The organism is Mariniflexile sp. HMF6888 (assembly GCF_044335535.1).
Taxonomy (GTDB): Bacteria; Bacteroidota; Bacteroidia; order Flavobacteriales; family Flavobacteriaceae; genus Mariniflexile.
In genome coordinates this window covers 43,560-64,165 of record NZ_JBIQVZ010000008.1, presented here as the reverse complement: position 1 = coordinate 64,165, position 20,606 = coordinate 43,560, and the positions used below count along the sequence as shown (strand labels likewise).

Here is a 20,606-nt window from a genome sequence, read left to right as displayed (position 1 = left end):
TCTTATACGAATCCGTTATACGTCATACTGAAACATAACAGAAAGGTGAATTTAAGTTTAAAAACATTAAATATAGAATTAGCGGAGAAGCCGAAAACCGATTAGAGTAGGCGTTAATAAAAACTACCAAAATGAAAAATTCAGCAAAATGTTTAACACAAATAGTTGTGACACTATTTTTTGTTTTTTCAATTACCAGTTGTAATAAAAAAGCGGAAGAAACCAAGGAGACCGTAGTTGAGCCTACATTCAATTTGGCAACTGCCAAGGGAGAAATTGTAGATGCTAACAAAGAATTTTCGGTGTTATTTGCGGCTAATGACTCGATTGGCTTGTCCAAGTTGTATACGCAAGATGCCAAGTTTATGAATAACGGAGCGCCTGCCGTAACTGGAAGAAAAAATATTCAGTCAGCCATATCAGGAATAATGAATTCTGGAGTTACCAGTGTTAATCTGACAACAATTGACGTGTGGGGAATGGAAAACCTTATAACAGAAGAAGGAGAGTTATCCCTATTCGTAGAAGACGCTGAAGTATATAAAGGAAAATATATTGTGCTTTGGAAAAAAGTTGATGGGAAATGGAAATTATTTAGAGACATTTTTAACTCAAATTTACCAGCCGAATAATCAATCGGTGAAATCTAATATAAAAAATACGATTATATATTATTTATTCTGCCAGAAGTACGAACGTACAACAATGGTAGCCGTTGCACAAGCCCGTAATTTTGCAAACCTATGATATAAAAACGCCCATTTTAAGGGCGTTTATTGTTTTTTTATAGCCCAGTATTGGATGGCCTGCGTATGCCCACTGACCATACCTACCGACACATACATCTCAAATACCTTTGTAAACACATCTTCAAAAACAGACTCCGGAAACAGCCCTCGGGTACGGCTTATGGTGGAATGCCACGGCAGTTCCTCGTCGATATCGTAACCCAAAAAGTAAAGGATGTCCAAGCGCATACTGCAATGTTCGATAAGCTTACGGTCACTGATGATATTTTCTAAATACCCCACTAGGCATAGTTTGAAGAATACCATGGGATCGATGCTCTTTTGCCCACTGCTGCCATAGAAGCCTTTAGTCTGGCTATATAAAAAGTCTAGGTTTAATACGGCTTTTAACCGCCGGTAGAAATTGTGTTCTGGAACACGAACACTCAACTGAAATTGATTGAACAATTTCTCTTGATATTGTTTTTTGCATTACATCCTTAAAAATAAGAAGTTTCATGCGAATTTTGAAATTTTAGATTATATTTGATGTTGTGCAATAGGCACACCGTATAAAAATAATGCTTAGTTTAATACTTAATCAAAGGTTAGTGCGGTTTTGTGTGCGAGGATTTTCCGGAGGAAAATCAGAAGCTAGCAAAACCGCACTATTCTTATACAATCACGTTGTAACACACTTCCCAGAATCCAATCGGAACAGGACTTTAAAAAAATAATCTCAAAAAAATTTGGCAGAAAACATACTAATTAGTATGTTTGTATTATGAATAAAGCAAATTCTACCAAAATGCACATTTTAAATAAGTCCTTTGAACTTATTTATATTAATGGTTACCAAGCCACCAGTATCGATAAAATCATCGAAACTACACAGGTTACTAAAGGAGCATTTTATTATCATTTTAAGGACAAAGAGAAAATGGGTCTATCTATGATTGATGAAGTCCTATTGCCAAGATTAAATAGAATTTTGATACAACCAATTCTAAACAAAGAGAAACCATTAGAAATAATATTCGAAACCATAAAGAACAATTTATTGCGAGACGCTGATTTCGATAGACGTTATGGCTGCCCTATGAACAACCTTATACAAGAGATGAGTCCCATAAATGAAAAGTTCAAAATCAAATTGAGAGGTGTTATCAAAAAATGGAAAACAGCTTTGACCCAAGAACTTGATAGAGCCAAGGAATTGGGCCATATTGATAAAGACGTAAATACAGCATCTGTTGCAGACTTTATCATCGTTAGCTACGAGGGTCTGCGTGCAACAGGAAAATTAGATGATGACCTTACCTTATATAAATCCTATTTAAAACAACTCAAAAAATACCTTGAAAGTCTAAAATAATTTTTTTTAACCAATAACATACCAATTAGTATGTTTTAAAAATTTAATAAAATGAAAACAACAAAAGAACCCATTACAGGTAGTGAAACCCATGAAACAAAGACAACACCATACGAAGCATTAATCGAATTCTACGATGCTTTTAACAATGGAAAAATGGAGCTAATGTCCAATAATTGGGCAAACTCACCTGAAATTGCTATGGACAACCCTCTTGGAGGAATAGTGCGAGGCTGGAGTAAAATCAAAGAGGTTTATTCTCGACTGTTTAACGGTTCGGCAAAAGTATATGTTGAGTTCTACGATTACACCATTCACGAAAAACCAGAAATGTTCTACGCTGTTGGTAGGGAACGTGGTTTTTTTCAATTGAACGGTAACAAAATAGACCTCGAAATAAGGACGAGCAGAATATTCGAGAGGATTGAAAACCAATGGAGGCAAGTACACCATCACGGTTCTATCGAAAAACCTGAACTGCTTCACAAATACCAATCGGCAATTAATAATAAATAATCACTTTAAAATTTAATACTATGGAATCAATTTTTTATCAAAACACAACGTATTGGGTACTTTTTGTAGATATCGTTGTGGCAATTGCAACTCTTTGGCTTTTTAAAACAGGAAAAGCAAAGACAAAAACATTGTGGACTGTAGCGACTGTTTTCGCCTTAACCATTTTTTTTATGCATTGGCTTTTTGGAGGTCAAAATCTATTGCCTGAAGACCTTAGTGGCACTTGGTTTTATGGTATCATTTTAAGTGGGGCTTTATTGGTCGTCATTCTTTTAGAACTGACATCAAAAAAAGTGATGGTTAACCTAGGTCAAGAGCACATTCAAATCGTGCAAGGGCTTCGGGTTTTTGTAGGTGGAGGATTTTTAATGGAAGGTGTTGTAAATATAATTCCAGGTTGGTTCAGCATTTTGGATGGCTATTTTCATATCGCATCGGGTTTTCTTGCACTTTTAGGAGCAATGGCATATCTAAAGCATTGGAAAGAGAAAAATGTTCTGCTCTGGATTGCGAACATTGTCGGTCTCACAGATATACTAGTTATTGTTACAGGAATTTGCTTTTGGGTTTGGAGCGATATAGGCCCTTTTCATAATATGAATTATGTGGCGTTTGGAATAGGGCCAATCCTATTATGGATTCATTATAATTCGATCAAAAAACTACTGAAGCAATGAAATATTTAATCACCATAATATTCATCTTCTTAACATCTTTGACAATGAAAGCACAAGAAACATTCTTATATCGTTTGGAGCTTCTCGAAAAGTTCAAGACTAAGAACCAATGGAAAGACAAAGAACATAACATTCAGAAAGAACACGTTGCCTATTTGGATAGCTTAACCAACGAAAAGAAGATAATCGTTGCAGGAATTACAGAGCAAGGTCTTAAAAACCACGAGGGATTGGTTATACTTCGAGTTGAGAGCTATGAAGAAGCATTGACCATTGTAAAAAATGACCCGTCTGTAAAACATGGAATGATGACAGCGGATATCGAGAAATTCAATGTTTATTTTTGGAGTACTGAATAAAAAACGACACACAACAAGTTGTGTATAAGCAATAGCGGGGAAAGTGCCAAACCCAAAGTTTCTGCTTTTTAGTTATCTTTGGGCTTAACCGAACAGTAAGTGCATAAAATCCGCTACTGCTCATACATGATACAGTTGGCTGTAATTTGACCAACATGCATAAAATGAAATTTAAGAAACTAAAACTGTATACTAATAAGTTAGAATCGGAATTAAAGTTTTATTCTGAAACTTTAGGTTTTGAACTATTAGAGCAAAAATCCAACTCATTCTCTGTGAAAGTTGGTTGGAGTGAATTATCCTTTGAAAAATCTGAAAAAGAATACAAATATCATTATTGCTTTTTAATTCCTGCAAATAAATTATATGAGGCTTTGGAATGGATGGAAAAAAGAACTGAAATTGTAACCATTGAAAACGGTAGAAAAACTCAAAACTTTGAATCTTGGAATGCCGACTCCTTTTATTTTTATGATACAAGTGGAAATATAGCAGAATTTATTGCGCGGTATGACTTGAAAAATAATGATAATTCAGACTTTGACATTTCTAAAGTTTTAGGAATAAATGAAATAGGAATGCCAACAGCTAATATTAAAAAGACAAATGACCAACTTTCGAATGAATTAAAAACAGAATATTGGAAAGGAGACATTGAACGATTCGGGACAAATGGTACACAAGAAGGAATTTTTCTTTTACCAAACTATAATTTAAAAGCTGTTTGGTTTCCTACTACAATTAAAATAAAACCTGAACCATTTGAAGCCATTATTGAAAGTAGAGAAAAGGAATATCATATAGAATTTAGAAACGAAAAAATAAAAACTACAGCCAACAATGGTAGACGTTGCACAAGCTCGTAATTTTGCAAACCTATGATAAAAAACGCCTATTTTAAGGGCGTTTATTGTTTTATTATAGCCCAGTATCGGATGGCCTACGTATGCCCACTGACCATACCTGCCGACACACATCTCAAATACCTTTGTAAACACATCTTCAAAAACAGACTCCGGAAACAGCCCTCGTGTACGGCTTATGGTAGAATGCAACGGCAGTTCCTCGTCGATATCCTAACCCAAAAAGTAAAGGATGTCCAAGCGCATACTGCAATGTTCGATAAGCTTACGGTCACTGATGATATTTTCTAAATACCTCACTGGACATAGTTTGAAGAATACCACGGGATCGATGCTCTTTTGCCCACTGCTGCCATAGAAGCCTTTAGTCTGGCTATATAAAAAGTCTAGGTTTAACACGGCTTTTAACCGCCAGTAGAAATTGTGTTCTGGAACACGAACACTTAACTGAAATTGATTGAACAATTTCTCTTGATATTGTTTTTTGCCTTGCATCCTTAAAAATAAGAATTCAGTTACAAATATTTAAATTTTTTATTTAAATTTGAAGGGTTGTGCAACAGGCACAAAATATATAGTGCATAGCGACCCTGCGGAACACGCACCATAACCAAACTGTTGTACAACATTTAAAAAATTGTAACAATTATATTTAAAATTCGTCAATTAATTATAACTGTTTTCGATGGCATTTTCACTTGAGAATTTTTTAGAACTTGGCCGTGAAGTTGAATACTCTAAAAATGATTACATTTTAAAACAAGGTGATACTTCAAATAGAGCTTTTTATGTTATAGAAGGTATTGTCAGACATTTTGTGACTGATATACATGGCTGTGAAAAAACCATACGGATTTCTAAAGAAAATGATTTTTTCTATTCATCAAACATAAGTTTTTGGACTGGTGAGCCTTCATACATAAATTGTCAAGTTTTGTTAAATACCAAATTACTGTATTGGACAAAAAGACAACTTGATGACTTAAGCATTTCCCAACCAGAGTTTATAGCCTTTGAAAGTTATAAACTTAAAAATTTTATAATAGAAAAACACAAAAAGGAAATATCCAGCCTTACCAAAAATGCTACCCAACGGCTTCAGGAATTTAATAAGAAAAACATCCATTTATTCAATCGAATTCCGCATCACATCATTGCTTCTTATTTAGATATGACTCCAGAAACGTTATCTAGAGTTAGAGCAAAACTAAGAACCCTAAAAACTTGATATAGATCAATGCAAAATTCGGTTTGCTCAAATAGTTTTGTGAAGTCAATCATAAAACTTAAAAACAATGAAAAAACAGGCTTTAATTTACATGGCTTTTGCCTTATTAATCCTTTCTTGCTCAAAAGAGACCATTGATGGGTCTGGAACCCTAGTGTCTGAATCTAGAAATGTAGAGCATTTTACTAAAGTAAGTGGAGAGGGTGTCTTTGAAGTTACCATCACACAAGGCACACAACAATCTGTAGAGGTCACAGCAGACAACAATATTATATCTCATATAAGAACTAGGGTGGTGAACAATGAACTTAGACTCTACTTGGACAATGACAATAACTATAGCAATCTGACTGTTCAGATAGATATTGTCGTAACAAGCCTAAATGGTTTAAAAAATTCAGGAGTCGGAAACATTTATGCTACTAATATTGATGAAGACGGTTCTTTTTCAATTTATAATTCTGGAACGGGAAGTATTAATATAGAAGGATCGTCCTCTAGTCTAGACATTGTAAACGAAGGGTCTGGATATATTTTTAGCTTTGACTTCTTGGTAAATAACTGTAATGTTGAAATTGAAGGCTCTGGTGATGTAGAAGTAAATTGCTCAAACAGTTTGGATGTTGTTATTGAGGGCAGTGGCAATGTGTATTACAAAGATTTCCCTACCATTAACGCCTCAATTACGGGATCTGGAGAAGTAATCAATGATAATTAATTACATTTACTCAAACCTGATAAAAACTAAAACAATGAGAAGCCTCTTTTTTTTTATACTTATTTTAACTGTTGCCTGTAAAAACCCTCAAAGTAAAAATGTAAGTAACCCAACAGTAACTAGACAACTGGATTCACTAATAGAAATTCAAGACTATTTTAAATTAAGACAAAGCCTTATTTCTAAAAAGGATGAGCTATCTAAAGAACACGTTCTTTATTACGAAGCTATTGTTTTGAATATATTTAATGAGCTATCTAAATCAAACTCTAAAATAGAAGAATTGTTAAGTTTTGAATCACTTAGTTTAACCGACACCATGTTAAACAAACTGTACAACACTAAGCTATTGAATCACATTAATCTATATCAATATAGAAAAGCAAGAGAAGTAAGTGAACTCATTTTAAAAAGCTACAATCATTTAAACGATTCTTCCAAGATAGAAATGTTAGAAAACGAGTTGAAAATTTGGAAATCTTTAGAGAATAGTTCATCTCAAGAAATCGTAAAAAATTCGGATGTTTCTTTTCCACTGATAAAAGATAAAGTAGGGCTTTTTAATATAGATGTGTCCATGAATGGGCAAACCAAGAATTATATTTTTGACACGGGAGCAAATATTTCGGTCATAAAACGGTCTCTTGTTGAAGAATTAGGACTATCTTATATAGAATCTGATTTTTATGTTACAGCATTCACAGGAGAAAAAGTAGATAGTGACTTGGCTGTTGCTGATAAGCTGAAGATTGGAAACCTAATTTTTAAAAATGTAGTGTTTTTGGTTTTAAATGATGAGGATATTTCCTTTCCTCAAATAGATTACTACATAAATGGTATTATTGGGTTTCCTGTAATTGAAGCTATGGATGAAGTTCGTATTTCAAAAAATGATACCATTTTTACTCCAAAAGAGCCCATAGATTACAAACAGGAAAACTTTGCTTTAGATGGTCTTACTCCTATTATCGCAGTTAAATACCAAAAAGATACTTTAAGTTTTGGATTTGATACAGGAGCAAGAACAACTTCTTTGTATGTTCCTTTTTACAAAAAGTATCAAAAGGCTATTGATAAGAGCTATACACCACAAACTTTTAAATCTGGTAGTGCTGGCGGCGTTGTTGAATTTGAAGGGTTTTTAATGGATAGTATACCTTTATCTGTTGGTAATTCTACTGCTAGCCTAAAGAGTTTACAACTTCACAAAAATGAAATTAAGACAGACGTCAGTAATTTTTACGGCAACTTAGGCCAAGACTTTATAAAACAATTTGATGAGATGATTATTAGTTTTAAGTATAGTTCTGTAGTGTTTAAATAACTTGTCTTTAAAAATAATCCGATTTGGATTCAAAAAGAATTACAGGAAATCTCCACAATAGCTTGTATGAGTTTAAATTATAAAACGTTGCACAACAATGGTAGCCGTTGCACAACCCCACAATTTCACAAAACAAAATATAAAACGCCCATTTTAAGGGCGTTTATTTTTATACCAAATTATTAACAGCTAAATCTAAGTCGGTTATACGGGCTTAACATTAAGCCTATAGCTGCTATAAAACGAGAAAAAAGGCATATAGGCTTGCCGCTCCACTTTTACTGTGTTTTTCTATGAATTTCAGGTACTTTTTAAGGTTATAAGCAATTCTGGAACTCACTCAAACACATATTGGAATTTTCAAAATCATAATTTCTGATTTCACTCCTACTCGGGATTGCCAATTGAAACTGTTAGGCCTTTCATTATTGATAGAATTGTTACCAGGAAAGTCTAACTCCAAAATCCAATTTTTTTAGTGTATGAATCCCGATGAAAGGTTCAATACCACTATTCATTAAGTAGCCAACTTTTAATCCGATACCTAGGGCTAATTTTGAGTCAGTTACTAGAGAATAATCTTTATAATAAGTTCTATCAGCTTTAAAACTAGTGAACTCATTTTCTCCTCCAATACTGAATTCAGAATGTACAGTTATTCTATCCATAAATATCCTGCTATATCCTAAATCAATAACCCAGAAATATTCTCCATTCCCAATTTCCGTTAACTCATTAGTTTCTTTTTGTTTTTTTACAACTTTAATTTCCTGTCCGTTAAATTGGTGACCATAACCTAGATGAAATCTATTATTGCCAGCTCTTGCGAAAATATCTACACCCCAAGCATTGTTTGTGGAATAAGAGAATGACAAACCACGACCAAAATCTTTATCTTGCCCCTTGCAGTAAGTAATTACGGTTAATAATATTACGAAAACGATGGTTTTCTTCATAATATATAAGTTGATTTTTTATTTTGACAAGGGGAGTGCATAGAAAGTTAGCTATAATTTTATGATAATCAAAACATTAAAGCAAATTTCTTATCATGCAATTGGTAAATTTGGTGAAATAACAAAAGGAGACATAGACAGCCCAGGAATATTGGCACCTGATGAATATTATAATAAATATAACGTCAAAGGCTTTATAATTGAAAGGGTTGAAAGGTATTTTGGTGATGGTGATAGTTTAATTTTGGAACAAATTTATAAATACAATGATAAGGGTAATAAAATTAATATAAATCAATTTGCCCCAAATGGAGAAAGTGGTAAAGAAACTTTTAAATATGATGATAAAGGCAACCCAATTGAAGTGAATACGTACTACCCAATTGATAGTTTAGAAATGAGTTACAGAAACACCTATAAGTATGATGATAAAGACAATATAATTGAAAAAATCACTTATACAAATGGGAGTTTAGAAGGCAGTTTGGTCACCTATAAATATGATGATAAAGACAATCTAACGGAAGTTAGTGTTTATACAGTAGATGGTATTTTGCATTGGAAAAACATTTTTAAATATGATGATAAAGGAAATGCCCTTGAAAAGAGCACCTTTACAAATGGTATTTTAAGTTGGAAAGAAATTTATAAATATGATGATAATGGCAATAAAATTGAATCTAGTAATTTTAATCAAAATGGTGTAAATCATAAATTCATATATAAATATGATGATAAAGACAATTTAATTGAAAAGAAGTATTTATTGGATGGCGGTTATAGTTCGAAAGAAATTTATAAATATGACTATGACGAAAAGAATAATTGGATTAAGCGGATTGACTTTGGAGAAGACACACCAAAATACATCATTGAAAGGACAATAGAGTATTATTAAATGGCCATATTTTATTCTTTGAAATAAAAGGTAGTATCTCACTAAGTGTGCAATTTCGGAATCAATCAAGAATAAAAGATAACTGATAAACAAATGAATATTGAAATAACTACAACTCCTAATAAACAAGATACTGAAACCATCAGTCAAGGAATTATCAACTTCAATAACTCAAAAACCTCCGACCTTGAACCTATTGAGAAAGAAATTAAATTTTTCGTTTTTGTTAGAAATGAATTTGATAAAATTATTGGAGGAATAAGAGCTGTTTGCTTTTGGAATACCATGCATATAGAATTACTTTGGTTATCTGAAGACTGTCGTGGAAAAGGAATTGGAAAAAAGTTAATTGAATCTGCTGAAAATTTTGCCAAGGAAAATGGTTATGAAAAAGTATTTGTTGAAACTACAAGCTGGCAAGCAAAACCCTTCTATGAAAAAGTTGGATATAGCCACATAGCAACTCTAAATGGCCGGCCAAAAGGTCATGCTTCACATTATCTGACTAAAAATATATGATAAAAAAACTAATGCCAACACCGATAACCGGTTGTACAAACCCATAATTTTATAAAAACAAGATATAAATGCGTCCTTTTAAGGATGTTTGTTTTTTATGGAAGTTATTTGCAATCAAATCCAAGGTCATTATAACGCAATAAAACATAGCCTATAAAAATGCTTTATACTGCATCACCCGAAAATCGAAGGTGGTGAATTTTGGGTTTTCAGCCTTTAGTTGTTTGTATAACGGTAGTTTACTTATTGAAATATTAGCAGCACCAGAACCTGAAGTCAGTGATACCGTTTTAATGATTCTTGTGGAAGCTCCAACTGCATTCAAAGCATCTGATAATTCAAATTGATGTATTCGAGGCACTTCGGAAGAAACAACTTCTAATTTTAAACCAAAGTCTTTAAGATGCTTTCTAAAGAAATATTCAGGACCGTTTTTACTATTTCCACCCGTAAATAAAAGCGTATCAATGTTTGGAAATGCTTTTAAATACCCTATTAAATTTCTTAGTTTTATGTTTTTCATCCCCAAATCGGATGCATCAATTTTATTGCGTTCGCAACTTTCAACAATATCGCAAACACCAATTTTATGGATCATTAGAAAGGCTTTGCGTTCATCTATTGCTTCTTGGGAATTGTTATATTTTAAATTGAGATTGTAAATTTCATCAATATACAACCACAACGAATTATAATAACTTCCATAACAAAAATCGACATCCTTTTCTAAAAGTTCGCCCATTGAAAAACGTGGCGGCGGCAGTGTACCTACAATTAATTTGGTAGTATCTGCTTGTATAAATGGTTGATATGGATGCTTATGTTTAAACAGTTTTACTTTGATTTTAATTTGAAATTTTGTATTTTACCTAGAACTGCCTTTTCGGGCAGTTCTGATCGCTCCAAAGGAGCGGTGAATTGGATACCCCGAGACTGAACCTTCGGTGAGTTATTTAGATTAAAAATACATAGAATTATGGGAAAAGGAGATAAAAAAACCAAACGAGGCAAAATAAACAGAGGCACTTTTGGCGTTAGACGCCCTAGGATAAAAAAGAAACCATCCGTTGAAACCAAAATTAGCATTGATAAAAAAGCCATTGCAAGATAATGTCTAGTGGCCAAGTTCTGCCAAAAGTTTTTCAGCCTCTTCAATAGTGGCTCGGTAAATGCGTTTATTGGAACGTGTCATGTTTTGGGATTCAATTCTTACTTCTTCTAGTATCTCTTTAGCATCGCTCGTTTTATCTCTGCTTATTAAAAATTTAGCAAGTGTTAAACGTTCATTATAAAAAGAATAGCGAACATCAATTTGCCTTAAATTTGACTCTGCCTCTTCAAAATTACCTAACTTTTCTAAAGCCAATCCATATAAAAATTGTGCTCTCGATTTTTTAAACTCAAATTGATTTTGAATTTTTTCAGCATATAGAATGACGCTACTATAATCTTCAATACCATAATATGCTTCTATTAATTTATTAGTAACATAAAAATCGTTTTGGGAACTGTCTTCCAACGCTTCTAAATAATGTGGTATCGCATTTTTATAATCCTTAAGATCCCATAAAGCATCGGCTAAATTAACCCTGTTTTGGTAAGTCTCGGTAAATTGAAGACGCTTTTCCAAATCCTTAATTTTTTTGGTTGGATTGATAACCGATACAATCTCCTCTTGAATTTTTTCCGCATCACGTTTATTATAAACTTGGGTTATTAAGTAAATAATGCAGCCTATAACGGGTATAAACATAATTAAAAAATACCAATAGTATGGGTTTCTGTGTTTATATGCGTGGTAAATACAGTAACCTTGAAGTAATAGAATTAAATAGTATGGCATAACTTATCTTATAAAAACCAATTCTGTGTCGGTAGACATAGGTTCACTGAAATTATACCCTTCATAATTGAAAGCCTTAATATCATCAACTGTTTTTGCATTGGTATCTATAACGTATCTCGCCATGAAGCCTCGGGCTTGTTTCGCAAACGTCATAATCATTTTATATTCGCCATTTTTGAAATCTTTAAAATTTGCAGTAATTACAGGTACTTTTAACGCTTTAGCATCGATGGCTTTAAAGTATTCGTTGCTGGCCAAGTTTAAGAATAACTCACCGTCTTCCAATTCTTCATTTAATGCTTTAGCAATGGTTTTCTGCCAAAAGGCATACAGATTTTTATTTTTTCCAACAGGGAATTTGGTTCCCATTTCTAATCGGTAAGGTTGAATTAAATCCAAGGGTCTAAGTAAACCATATAAACCTGAAATAATACGCACCGTATTTTGTACCGTTTCTATTTTTTCTTTTGAAATGGTATAGGCATCCAATCCTCTGTAAACCTCGCCACTAAAGGCATACATGGCAGGTCTTGCATTATCTGGTGTAAAAGGTAATTGCCACTCTTGATTACGCTGATAATTTAATTGTCCCAAAGCATCGGAAATACCCATAAGTTTCGATAAACTTTTGGCCGATTTCTTTTTAAGCAATTTATTTATACGTTCCGATTGGTCTAAAAACTGCGGCTCGGTATATTGTGTTGTGGGTAACTTAGTTTCAAAATCGAGTGACTTTGCTGGTGACAATACTAATTTCATTATCTATGTTTTTTTTTAGTACATGACAAAAATTAAAGCGTGTCATACAGGTTCCTGTCGAAGCCCAATCCCAAATACTTCTGCATATAGCTTCGACAGGCTCAGCTTGACAGACTGTGTTCGACAAAACCAATTTAAACCATACATTGTCAGACTGAGCTTGTCGAAGTCCTACTCTACCTCTTCTTTATTTATACGGCTTCGACAAACCCATACGGACATCTGATTATATTTGGATTTTTGTCATGTACTAAAATGATTTTTATAATCTCAAAGTTACAACTACTAAGCAATAATTAAAACTTAGACAGCAAGTATTTATTAATAGTTCAATAAGAAGTGATTTAAACTTTTTGAATTGAAGTGAAAATTGATGGTTTTGTGCCGTTATGAAGACTTTTTTGAGCTGCATAGCAGGGCTACGGAGCGATAAAAAGACAAAATAAGGGTGCAAAACGGCGATTTTTTAGCCAATTTGAAAAAGTTTAAATCACTTCTAAGATAAATTAATCATCATGTAGCTTCAAAAACATAAAGCCCTTCTTCTACTCCATTATTATATAAACATTTTTTATGTTGAAATCCGTTTTTCACATAAAAGGCATCTAATTTTAAATCTTCAATAGTTAGCCAATAGTTTTGTTTTGGATGCATCGCTTTTAATTCACTCAACCAAAGTGAGCCCAAATTTTGTTGTCTTCTTTCTTCTATAACAAAAATAAAACCTAAATATTGATAGCCTTTATGAAGCCAAGTGTTTGCTTCTGCTTCAGCATACAACATATCGGGAGGACAGATTGAAAATACCAAACCACCAGCTATTATTTGGTTATTATCCAAAAGCGCATAGCATTTAGTGGTTTCTTTATAATGTTCCCAAAAAGGCACGATGCCGTCTTGCCAATCCTTGGGTAGTATTTTAAAAAATTCGGCGGTATCTGTACAAACTTTAAAAATCATTTATGCATATATTAAAAATGAATTGGATGAAAAATAAGTACCTTTCGACTGCGCTCAAGGTGACATAGTTACAGCAAGCCCCACGACCAAAGTTTATCGGAATCTTCAGTCCAACGATCGCCAATATCTGTTCTGTAGTACCCGTTATTGATGATCACGTTACTAATTCTATTATACATCATCTTTTGGGCATCTTTCATGGTATTTCCAACACCCGTAACTAAAACGGCAATACCTGTATTACCTGTAATTAACCATTCGTCATTTACTTTTTTTAAATGCATGGGGTGTACACCTTCTTTTCCGTTTTTCTTAAATACGACCACAGCATCTTTGGAAAATAGGTTGAATGTTTTTTTGTCGTCATACGGAAACGGTGGTACAACAATAAAAGCTCCTACCTGAAACCCTTTTTTTACATTGATTTTAAATTGCTTTTTCGCTGCCAACTTTAAAAATAATTCGCCCATAGGTTCGTTAATTCCCGCACGTTGAATAAAGATTTGTGGATATCCAAACCGAGATGTAAACTCTAACGGATAAATACCATTTCCGTTTACAATACAGTTAATATCGATATGTCCTATAAAGTTATGTTTGGCGAGTGTACTTTGAAATTTCAATAAAGTGGCTTCAAAAATAGGTGAATCTTTGGTCCAAAACATACTGGTTCCCATTTCACCCGTTGAAACACCCAGCTCTTTTGGGAATAGTTTTTTATGTTCGAAAGTGATGTTAATAGGATAAATAAACTCGTTTCCATTAAAAAATGCAGCAATAGATACTTCAACACCTTTGACCCTTCGTTGCAATTGAAAATCTCCAAAATCATTGCCCCATGATTTTTCATAAGCTTTTAAAACCCGAATGGCATCCAAACCTTCATCATCACTCCCTACAAACAAGAGCTGCTTAAGCTCTTGGGTTTCGCCACAAGGCTTAATAACATAGGTGTTTGGGTAGGCTTCAATATACTTGATAGCATCGTTAAATGATGTAAATTCTTTAGACGGAATGACCTTAATCTTATGTTTTTGTAATTCAGCCTGTCCAAAATTTCTATCCAACTCTAACTTATCGGTGTATTCGGTGCCACCAATCACCAACTTTCCTGCTGTTCTTAATTCGCTTGCCATTTTACCATAACCAGTATAATCGAAAACAACAATATCTGCCCAATCGATGTGTTTTTCCCACTGTGTTACTTTGTTAACAAAGCCATATCCAATTTCTTTAGAGCCTTTGTCCTCAATAAACATTTTAACATCGTGGCCTTCTAATTTAATTGTATTTATAATATCTAAAGATTCGCCCCAGCGCGATACAAAAAGAAACTTTTTGCTCAAGGGTTGTTGTGTTTTCACAGGAAATGAATATGTTTTGAATGATTGAAATCTTTATTAAAAGTATATAATTTAGTTGTTTGTTGTATATACGTTTAAAAATAAATTACTAGTTATCTTTTTTACTATTAATTAGATACTTGAACAGGTCTTCGGTTTGAAAACGGGCTTTGCGTTAGGGGTTGAAGCGGCATCCTTTTTAAAAATTGATTGAAATAAAAATAGTGAAATACTAAAATTTAGCAGATTGCCATATTTACATCCTTGCAAAGACGTTTTAAAAAGATATAGCGTAAAACCCGACCTTTTTAGGGAACGCCCATAAAACAAAAAAAAGCCTATCAACAAACTGTCAATAGGCTTTTTCGAGAAACTATTTTATTAAGTTATTCTTTTACTTTCTTTTTGTCATCACTTCTTTTTACGGTATCGTACATTAAAGGTGTAGCAATAAATAATGATGAATAAGTACCTACTACAATACCCACTATTAATGCAAACATAAAGCCCCTAATAGAATCACCACCAAAAGTAAAGATGGCTAACAACACTACCAATGTGGTTAACGATGTATTTAAAGTTCTTCCTAAGGTACTGCTTAGCGACACATCTATTACTTTATCAAAACTCCAGGTGGTATGCTCATTAACATACTCTCTAACTCTATCAAATACAATTACGGTATCGTTTAACGAGTATCCAATAACCGTTAATATCGCCGCAATAAATGCTTGGTCTATTTCCATACTGAATGGCATAAACTTGTATGTTAACGAGAATACACCTAATACAATTAATACATCATGGAATACCGCTGCCACAGCTCCCAATGAGAATTGCCACTTCTTGAAACGCAATAAAATATAAAGGAACACGACGATTAAAGAGCCTAAGATAGCCCAGAAAGAGGCTTGTTTAATATCATCGGCAATCGTTGGACTTACTTTGTAGTATTTCATTAAACCAACCGACTTATCTTCAGATTCATTAATAAAATCGTCATAAGACTGACCTTCTAAATGTGGTTGCAATGTGGTATAAAGTGTTTTTCTTATCGCTTCATCAACTTCAGAACCAGATTCATTTACTTTATATTTAGTGGTGATTTTTAACTGATTCGCATCACCAAATGTTTTGGCATCGGCACTACCAAACGCACCTACTAAAGTCGCTGTAATTTCCGAAGCACTAACGTCTTGTGGGAAACGTACTTGATACGTTCTACCTCCAACAAAATCAACGCCTTGGTCTAAACTATTTGTAAATAAAGAGCCTAAACTCACTAAAATAAATGCCCCTGAAATGATGTAAGCAATTTTACGTTTCTTTAAGAACTCGATACTTAAATTTCTAAATAAGTTTTTTGTAAGAGGCGTAGAGAACTCTAATTTACCACCTCTGTTCACGTACCAATCAACTAATAATCTGGTAATAAAAATCGCTGTAAATAAAGAGGTCCCAATACCAATTAATAAGGTCGTAGCAAAGCCTTTAATTGGACCTGTACCGAAAATAAATAAAATTAAAGCGGTTAAACCTGTAGTAATGTTGGCATCTAAAATAGAAGACAGCGCATTACTGAATCCGTCTTGAATAGCTTCTTTTTGTCCTTTGCCTTTGGCTATTTCTTCACGAATACGTTCGAAAATAATAACGTTCGCATCCACCGACATACCAATGGTAAGTACGATACCCGCAATACCAGGCAAGGTTAATACAGCTCCTAAGCCCGACAAAATACCGAAGATTAATAAGATGTTTAAAATCATGGCAACATCGGCAAAACCACCTGCTTTTCCGTAATAAAGCACCATCCAAACCAATACTAATACCAAAGCAATCATGAAAGACATGCTGCCGCTATCAATAGCTTCTTGCCCTAATGATGGCCCTACAACTTCACTTTGAATAATATCTGCAGATGCCGGTAATTTACCCGCACGTAGTACGTTGGCTAAATCGACAGCTTCATTTAGTGTAAAGTTTCCTGAAATTTCTGAATTCCCACCAGAAATAGGTCCTGTAGTTACACCTGGGGCAGAATACACAACATTATCTAAAACAATGGCAATTTGACTTCCTTGCGCATATGCTTTACCGGTCATTTCTTCCCAAATTTTAGCACCTTTGGCATTCATTTGCATAGATACCGTTGGCTTATTAGTTTGACTAAAATCGTTTCGGGCATCTGTTACAACAGCACCACTTAATTGTGGTATGTTATCTCTATTACCCACTAAAGCATATAGATCTACTATTTCGCTATCTTTTTCTGGCTTCCCGAAAGCAAATTTGGCATAACGCATTTCGGCAGGAAGTAATGCACGTACTTTTGGTGAGTTTAAATAGTTAAGAACTTTTTCTTTATCCTTAATTTCAAACCGTGCAATAACCGGTCCACCTTGGTAACCTTGTCCGCGAATTAAATCGAAAATTGGGTTTACGGTTTTTGTTGCTGTAGAATCGGTAGCAGCTTCTCCTAAAAGGGCATCAATCGTTGATTCCGTTGCATTTTCTTCATCTTGAGGTTCCGCATTAAGCGTGTCTTTCTCAACCTCAGCAGTTTCTTTTAAAACCTCGTTGGCTTGCATTAAAAAGTTAAAGAATTGCTCACCTTTATAAGCATCCCAAAACTCTAATTGCGCTGTACTTTGAAGTAAACTTGTAGCACGTTCAACATCTTTAACACCTGGTAATTCTACTAAAATACGACCAGAAGATCCTAAACGCTGAATGTTTGGCGATGTAACACCAAACTCATCAATACGTTTACGTAATACTTCGAAAGCAGAAACGATAGATTCATCAATCTTTGTGCTGATGACTTTTTTAACTTCATCGTCAGACATGTTTCCTTCAATCTCGCCATCTAAAGCTTTGGTATAGAATATATCTGGAGACGCTAATTTGGTGTCGCCTTTAATTTTATCAAATGCAATGAAAAAATCTTCCAAATAGGTGTTTTGACTATTTTTCTGGAGTGTTTCGGCATCATTTAAAGCCTTATTGAATACAGGATTTTTAGTATTATTAGCCAATCCTTTTAAGATGTCTTTTACAGAAACCTGAAGAATAACGTTGATACCACCCTTTAAATCAAGGCCTAAATTCATGGCTTTTGCTTTCACATCGTTATAAGTGAATTTAGCAATACCAATATTAAATACAGTATCTGTAGCTACAGATTGCAAATAGTTGGCTTCTTCAGCACTTCGTTTTGCACGATAATCTGGATCAGATTCTGGAATTTTGTTAATGGCTACTTCTTCAGCAGCTTTTTCTATTTGATTTGCCTTGAACGTGAATGATAATTGGTAAATACTTACCAAACCAAACAAAACGGCAAATAACTTTACGAGTCCTTTGTTTTGCATTGTAATTTTTTTTGGTCAAATTTTTTTAAACGAGCAAATATAAAATTCACCAGTGATTTGACAGTTGTTTTTTTATGATAATAAATGAATATCGATAGCTCTAAAACTACTAATAAAGCTATACTTAAAATGGCTTTTTTGTGTTGGTAAAGATCCTCTTTAGCAGGTAGGTCCCGCCCTAACTTCAGGTGTTTTATGGGACGTATTGTCTATGGCAAGCGCCATATTCTTTTGGAATCTATAGGCTTCTTTTTCAAGATGCTCTATGTTCTTCATTACTATTTCCTGTGTTGGTACAGATGCAATAGGAATAAAGAATCGGTTGTAATCGTACTTTAGTTCTAAAGCACATTTACCACCAAAACCTGTGTTTGCGTCATGTTTTTGTATTTCAAATACATCTAAATTGTATGTAGCAGCTTGTTTTTTGGAAGGTGATTTAGTTGGTTTTTCGTGTTCATTAGAGGACACTTTACCTAATGCTAATTCTTTTTCTTCAGAAAGTATTTTTTTTACATGGGCGACATCGGTATGGCTATAATATGAGATTTTATAGCTTCCTACCGCTTGTTCTTCTACTTGAATATTATTAGCACCTAAAATCTGCAATTGTTTTTTAACAATAGCGATGGTGTTTTTGGCTTGGTTTGATGAGGCTTCCAGTTGGGCAAACTGCAATACAATTTCCTGATTGGGCACGGGAGCTTGTTGATGATTTGCAACACCCAATAAAGTAAAAATAAAAATTAAAGTACTAATGCACCATTTTGCCTTCATGCGCCAAATATATGATTTTAGCTTATAATTTGACAGTTTTTATATTTTTAATTTTGAAGTGATACTTATAAATTGAAAGTTATAAATACTTAAAGTGCCTAAAGTAGCTTTTTAACACGCCACTTTAGGCACTCATAACTTTAGTACACTTATAACTTTAGTACACTTATAACTTTAGCGCACTTTAGGCACTCATATATTACAATAAATCGTTAACAGCTTTTACACCTTGTGCACTTTCTACCATAGTTGCTTTTTCAGCATCATTTAAAGTGATATTAACAATTTCCTCAATACCATTTCTTCCTAAAACCACTGGTACACCAAGACAAATATCATTAAAACCGTATTCACCTTCCAACAACGTTGAACAAGGAAATACTTTTTTAGTATCGCAAGCAATCGCATGAACCATTCCAGATACAGCAGCTCCCGGTGCATACCATGCAGAAGTACCTAATAATTTGGTAAGTGTAGCACCACCAACTTTAGTTTCTTCTTTTACTTGGTCTAATCTATCTTCACTTAAAAATTCTGAAACTGGCACGCCATTTCTAGTAGCTAAACGCGTTAAAGGAATCATCCCTGTATCACTATGACCACCAATTACCATACCATCTACATCGCTAATTGGACCACCTAAAGCTTCTGCTAATCTGTATTTAAAACGTGCAGAATCCAAAGCTCCCCCCATACCAATAATTTTGTTTTTTGGTAAGTTGGTAGATTTGTGCACCAAATAAGTCATAGTATCCATTGGGTTACTCACCACAATAATGATTGTTTTTGGAGAAAATTCAATTAAGCTTGAAGAAACAGTTTTAACAATTCCTGCATTGATACCAATTAATTCTTCGCGTGTCATTCCCGGTTTACGTGGAATACCAGAAGTTATTACGCAAACATCACTATTTGCTGTTTTGCTATAATCGTTTGTGATACCCGTTATTTTGGTATCGAAACCATTTAATGAGGCTGTTTGCATTAAATCCATAGCTTTACCTTCGGCATAGCCTTCTTTAATGTCTAATAAAACAACTTCTGAAGCGAAATTTTTAATGGCAATATACTCTGCACAACTTGCGCCTACTGCTCCTGCACCTACTACTGTTACTTTCATTTTTTAGTTTTTAATAATTTTTTGAATAATTGTGATATCTTTTCCTTTTGAAATGAACTCGTTTAAACTTATTTGATTGAAGCTAAAATTAACCCAGCGACAGCTGGCTCGTTCGCTAAAATAGCTCACAAGGTTATTTTTTGCTCCACCCTATGCTCGGTAAAAGGCTTTTTCGAGTTGCATAGCAGGGCTACGGAAGAAGAAAAAGACAAAAAGCGAGTGTAAAAGGACCATTTTTTAGCCAATTATGAAAAGTTTAAACG

At 33.8% G+C, this 20,606-nt stretch carries 23 protein-coding genes; 12 read left to right on the top strand and 11 right to left on the bottom strand.

Annotated elements, in window-relative coordinates; all coding sequences use genetic code 11:
* Positions 1-131 precede the first annotated feature (131 nt).
* Positions 132-632, top strand: a complete 501-nt coding sequence (locus ACGLWY_RS15375) for a YybH family protein (RefSeq protein ID WP_396620559.1) — start codon at positions 132-134, stop codon at positions 630-632.
* 141 nt (positions 633-773) lie between these two features.
* Here the strand turns inward: ACGLWY_RS15375 and ACGLWY_RS15370 are convergent, their stop codons facing one another.
* Positions 774-1,196: a transposase gene (locus tag ACGLWY_RS15370; RefSeq protein WP_396620558.1), complete on the bottom strand. Its 423-nt coding sequence runs from the start codon at positions 1,194-1,196 to the stop codon at positions 774-776.
* 316 nt (positions 1,197-1,512) lie between these two features.
* Here ACGLWY_RS15370 and ACGLWY_RS15365 point away from each other — a divergent pair, with 316 nt between their 5' ends.
* The 5 genes from ACGLWY_RS15365 to ACGLWY_RS15345 all read left to right on the top strand — a co-directional run bounded on the left by ACGLWY_RS15365 (position 1,513) and on the right by ACGLWY_RS15345 (position 4,524).
* Entirely contained in the window at positions 1,513-2,103 is a 591-nt protein-coding gene (locus ACGLWY_RS15365) for a TetR/AcrR family transcriptional regulator (RefSeq protein WP_396620557.1), read from the top strand.
* Between the two features lie 51 nt (positions 2,104-2,154).
* The gene (locus tag ACGLWY_RS15360) at positions 2,155-2,619 is read left to right on the top strand and encodes a YybH family protein (RefSeq protein WP_396620556.1); all 465 of its coding nucleotides are present in this window, start codon (positions 2,155-2,157) and stop codon (positions 2,617-2,619) included.
* Positions 2,620-2,639: 20 nt separating this feature from the next.
* Positions 2,640-3,299, top strand: coding sequence for a hypothetical protein (locus tag ACGLWY_RS15355; protein ID WP_396620555.1), 660 nt, complete (start codon positions 2,640-2,642; stop codon positions 3,297-3,299).
* A gap of 44 nt (positions 3,300-3,343) precedes the next feature.
* Entirely contained in the window at positions 3,344-3,658 is a 315-nt protein-coding gene (locus ACGLWY_RS15350; protein WP_396620554.1) for a YciI family protein, read from the top strand.
* A gap of 164 nt (positions 3,659-3,822) precedes the next feature.
* Positions 3,823-4,524: a VOC family protein gene (locus tag ACGLWY_RS15345; RefSeq protein ID WP_396620553.1), complete on the top strand. Its 702-nt coding sequence runs from the start codon at positions 3,823-3,825 to the stop codon at positions 4,522-4,524.
* A gap of 210 nt (positions 4,525-4,734) precedes the next feature.
* Here the strand turns inward: ACGLWY_RS15345 and ACGLWY_RS15340 are convergent, their stop codons facing one another.
* Positions 4,735-5,016, bottom strand: a complete 282-nt coding sequence (locus ACGLWY_RS15340; RefSeq protein WP_396620552.1) for a transposase — start codon at positions 5,014-5,016, stop codon at positions 4,735-4,737.
* Positions 5,017-5,206: 190 nt separating this feature from the next.
* Between ACGLWY_RS15340 and ACGLWY_RS15335 the strand changes: the two genes are divergently transcribed.
* The 3 genes from ACGLWY_RS15335 to ACGLWY_RS15325 all read left to right on the top strand — a co-directional run bounded on the left by ACGLWY_RS15335 (position 5,207) and on the right by ACGLWY_RS15325 (position 7,791).
* On the top strand, positions 5,207-5,749 hold the full coding sequence (locus tag ACGLWY_RS15335; RefSeq protein ID WP_396620551.1) for a Crp/Fnr family transcriptional regulator: 543 nt from the start codon (positions 5,207-5,209) through the stop codon (positions 5,747-5,749).
* Positions 5,750-5,816: 67 nt separating this feature from the next.
* Positions 5,817-6,467 carry a GIN domain-containing protein gene (locus ACGLWY_RS15330; RefSeq protein ID WP_396620550.1) on the top strand — a complete coding sequence of 217 codons (651 nt, stop codon included), beginning with the start codon at positions 5,817-5,819 and terminating at the stop codon, positions 6,465-6,467.
* 34 nt (positions 6,468-6,501) lie between these two features.
* A complete protein-coding gene (locus tag ACGLWY_RS15325) occupies positions 6,502-7,791 on the top strand; it encodes a retropepsin-like aspartic protease (RefSeq protein WP_396620549.1) in 1,290 nt (429 codons plus the stop codon).
* A 440-nt stretch (positions 7,792-8,231) separates the two neighbouring features.
* On the opposite strand, the gene ACGLWY_RS15320 is transcribed toward ACGLWY_RS15325, so the two are convergent.
* Positions 8,232-8,747 (bottom strand): hypothetical protein, encoded by a 516-nt coding sequence (locus tag ACGLWY_RS15320; protein WP_396620548.1) that lies wholly within the window; start codon positions 8,745-8,747, stop codon positions 8,232-8,234.
* A 61-nt stretch (positions 8,748-8,808) separates the two neighbouring features.
* On the opposite strand from ACGLWY_RS15320, the gene ACGLWY_RS15315 reads away from it, so the two are divergent.
* Positions 8,809-9,645 (top strand): hypothetical protein, encoded by an 837-nt coding sequence (locus ACGLWY_RS15315; RefSeq protein WP_396620547.1) that lies wholly within the window; start codon positions 8,809-8,811, stop codon positions 9,643-9,645.
* Positions 9,646-9,738: 93 nt separating this feature from the next.
* Positions 9,739-10,164: a GNAT family N-acetyltransferase gene (locus tag ACGLWY_RS15310; RefSeq protein WP_396620546.1), complete on the top strand. Its 426-nt coding sequence runs from the start codon at positions 9,739-9,741 to the stop codon at positions 10,162-10,164.
* Between the two features lie 151 nt (positions 10,165-10,315).
* Here ACGLWY_RS15310 and ACGLWY_RS15305 read toward each other — a convergent pair whose 3' ends face one another.
* Positions 10,316-10,996 (bottom strand): uracil-DNA glycosylase family protein, encoded by a 681-nt coding sequence (locus ACGLWY_RS15305; RefSeq protein ID WP_396620626.1) that lies wholly within the window; start codon positions 10,994-10,996, stop codon positions 10,316-10,318.
* Between the two features lie 144 nt (positions 10,997-11,140).
* On the opposite strand from ACGLWY_RS15305, the gene ACGLWY_RS15300 reads away from it, so the two are divergent.
* The gene (locus ACGLWY_RS15300) at positions 11,141-11,275 is read left to right on the top strand and encodes a 30S ribosomal protein THX (RefSeq protein ID WP_117178930.1); all 135 of its coding nucleotides are present in this window, start codon (positions 11,141-11,143) and stop codon (positions 11,273-11,275) included.
* A 3-nt stretch (positions 11,276-11,278) separates the two neighbouring features.
* Here the strand turns inward: ACGLWY_RS15300 and ACGLWY_RS15295 are convergent, their stop codons facing one another.
* The 7 genes from ACGLWY_RS15295 to mdh all read right to left on the bottom strand — a co-directional run bounded on the left by ACGLWY_RS15295 (position 11,279) and on the right by mdh (position 20,343).
* Complete coding sequence (locus ACGLWY_RS15295; protein WP_396620545.1) at positions 11,279-12,007, bottom strand: hypothetical protein; 729 nt, start codon at positions 12,005-12,007, stop codon at positions 11,279-11,281.
* A gap of 3 nt (positions 12,008-12,010) precedes the next feature.
* Positions 12,011-12,769: a peroxide stress protein YaaA gene (gene yaaA / locus ACGLWY_RS15290; protein WP_396620544.1), complete on the bottom strand. Its 759-nt coding sequence runs from the start codon at positions 12,767-12,769 to the stop codon at positions 12,011-12,013.
* A gap of 513 nt (positions 12,770-13,282) precedes the next feature.
* A complete protein-coding gene (locus ACGLWY_RS15285; RefSeq protein WP_396620543.1) occupies positions 13,283-13,729 on the bottom strand; it encodes a hypothetical protein in 447 nt (148 codons plus the stop codon).
* 68 nt (positions 13,730-13,797) lie between these two features.
* The gene (locus tag ACGLWY_RS15280) at positions 13,798-15,075 is read right to left on the bottom strand and encodes a phosphoribosylamine--glycine ligase (protein ID WP_396620542.1); all 1,278 of its coding nucleotides are present in this window, start codon (positions 15,073-15,075) and stop codon (positions 13,798-13,800) included.
* A 383-nt stretch (positions 15,076-15,458) separates the two neighbouring features.
* Positions 15,459-18,446, bottom strand: a complete 2,988-nt coding sequence (gene secDF, locus ACGLWY_RS15275) for a protein translocase subunit SecDF (RefSeq protein ID WP_396620541.1) — start codon at positions 18,444-18,446, stop codon at positions 15,459-15,461.
* 159 nt (positions 18,447-18,605) lie between these two features.
* Positions 18,606-19,223 (bottom strand): hypothetical protein, encoded by a 618-nt coding sequence (locus ACGLWY_RS15270; protein WP_396620540.1) that lies wholly within the window; start codon positions 19,221-19,223, stop codon positions 18,606-18,608.
* A gap of 199 nt (positions 19,224-19,422) precedes the next feature.
* The gene (gene mdh / locus ACGLWY_RS15265) at positions 19,423-20,343 is read right to left on the bottom strand and encodes a malate dehydrogenase (RefSeq protein WP_396620539.1); all 921 of its coding nucleotides are present in this window, start codon (positions 20,341-20,343) and stop codon (positions 19,423-19,425) included.
* Positions 20,344-20,606: the final 263 nt, after the last annotated feature.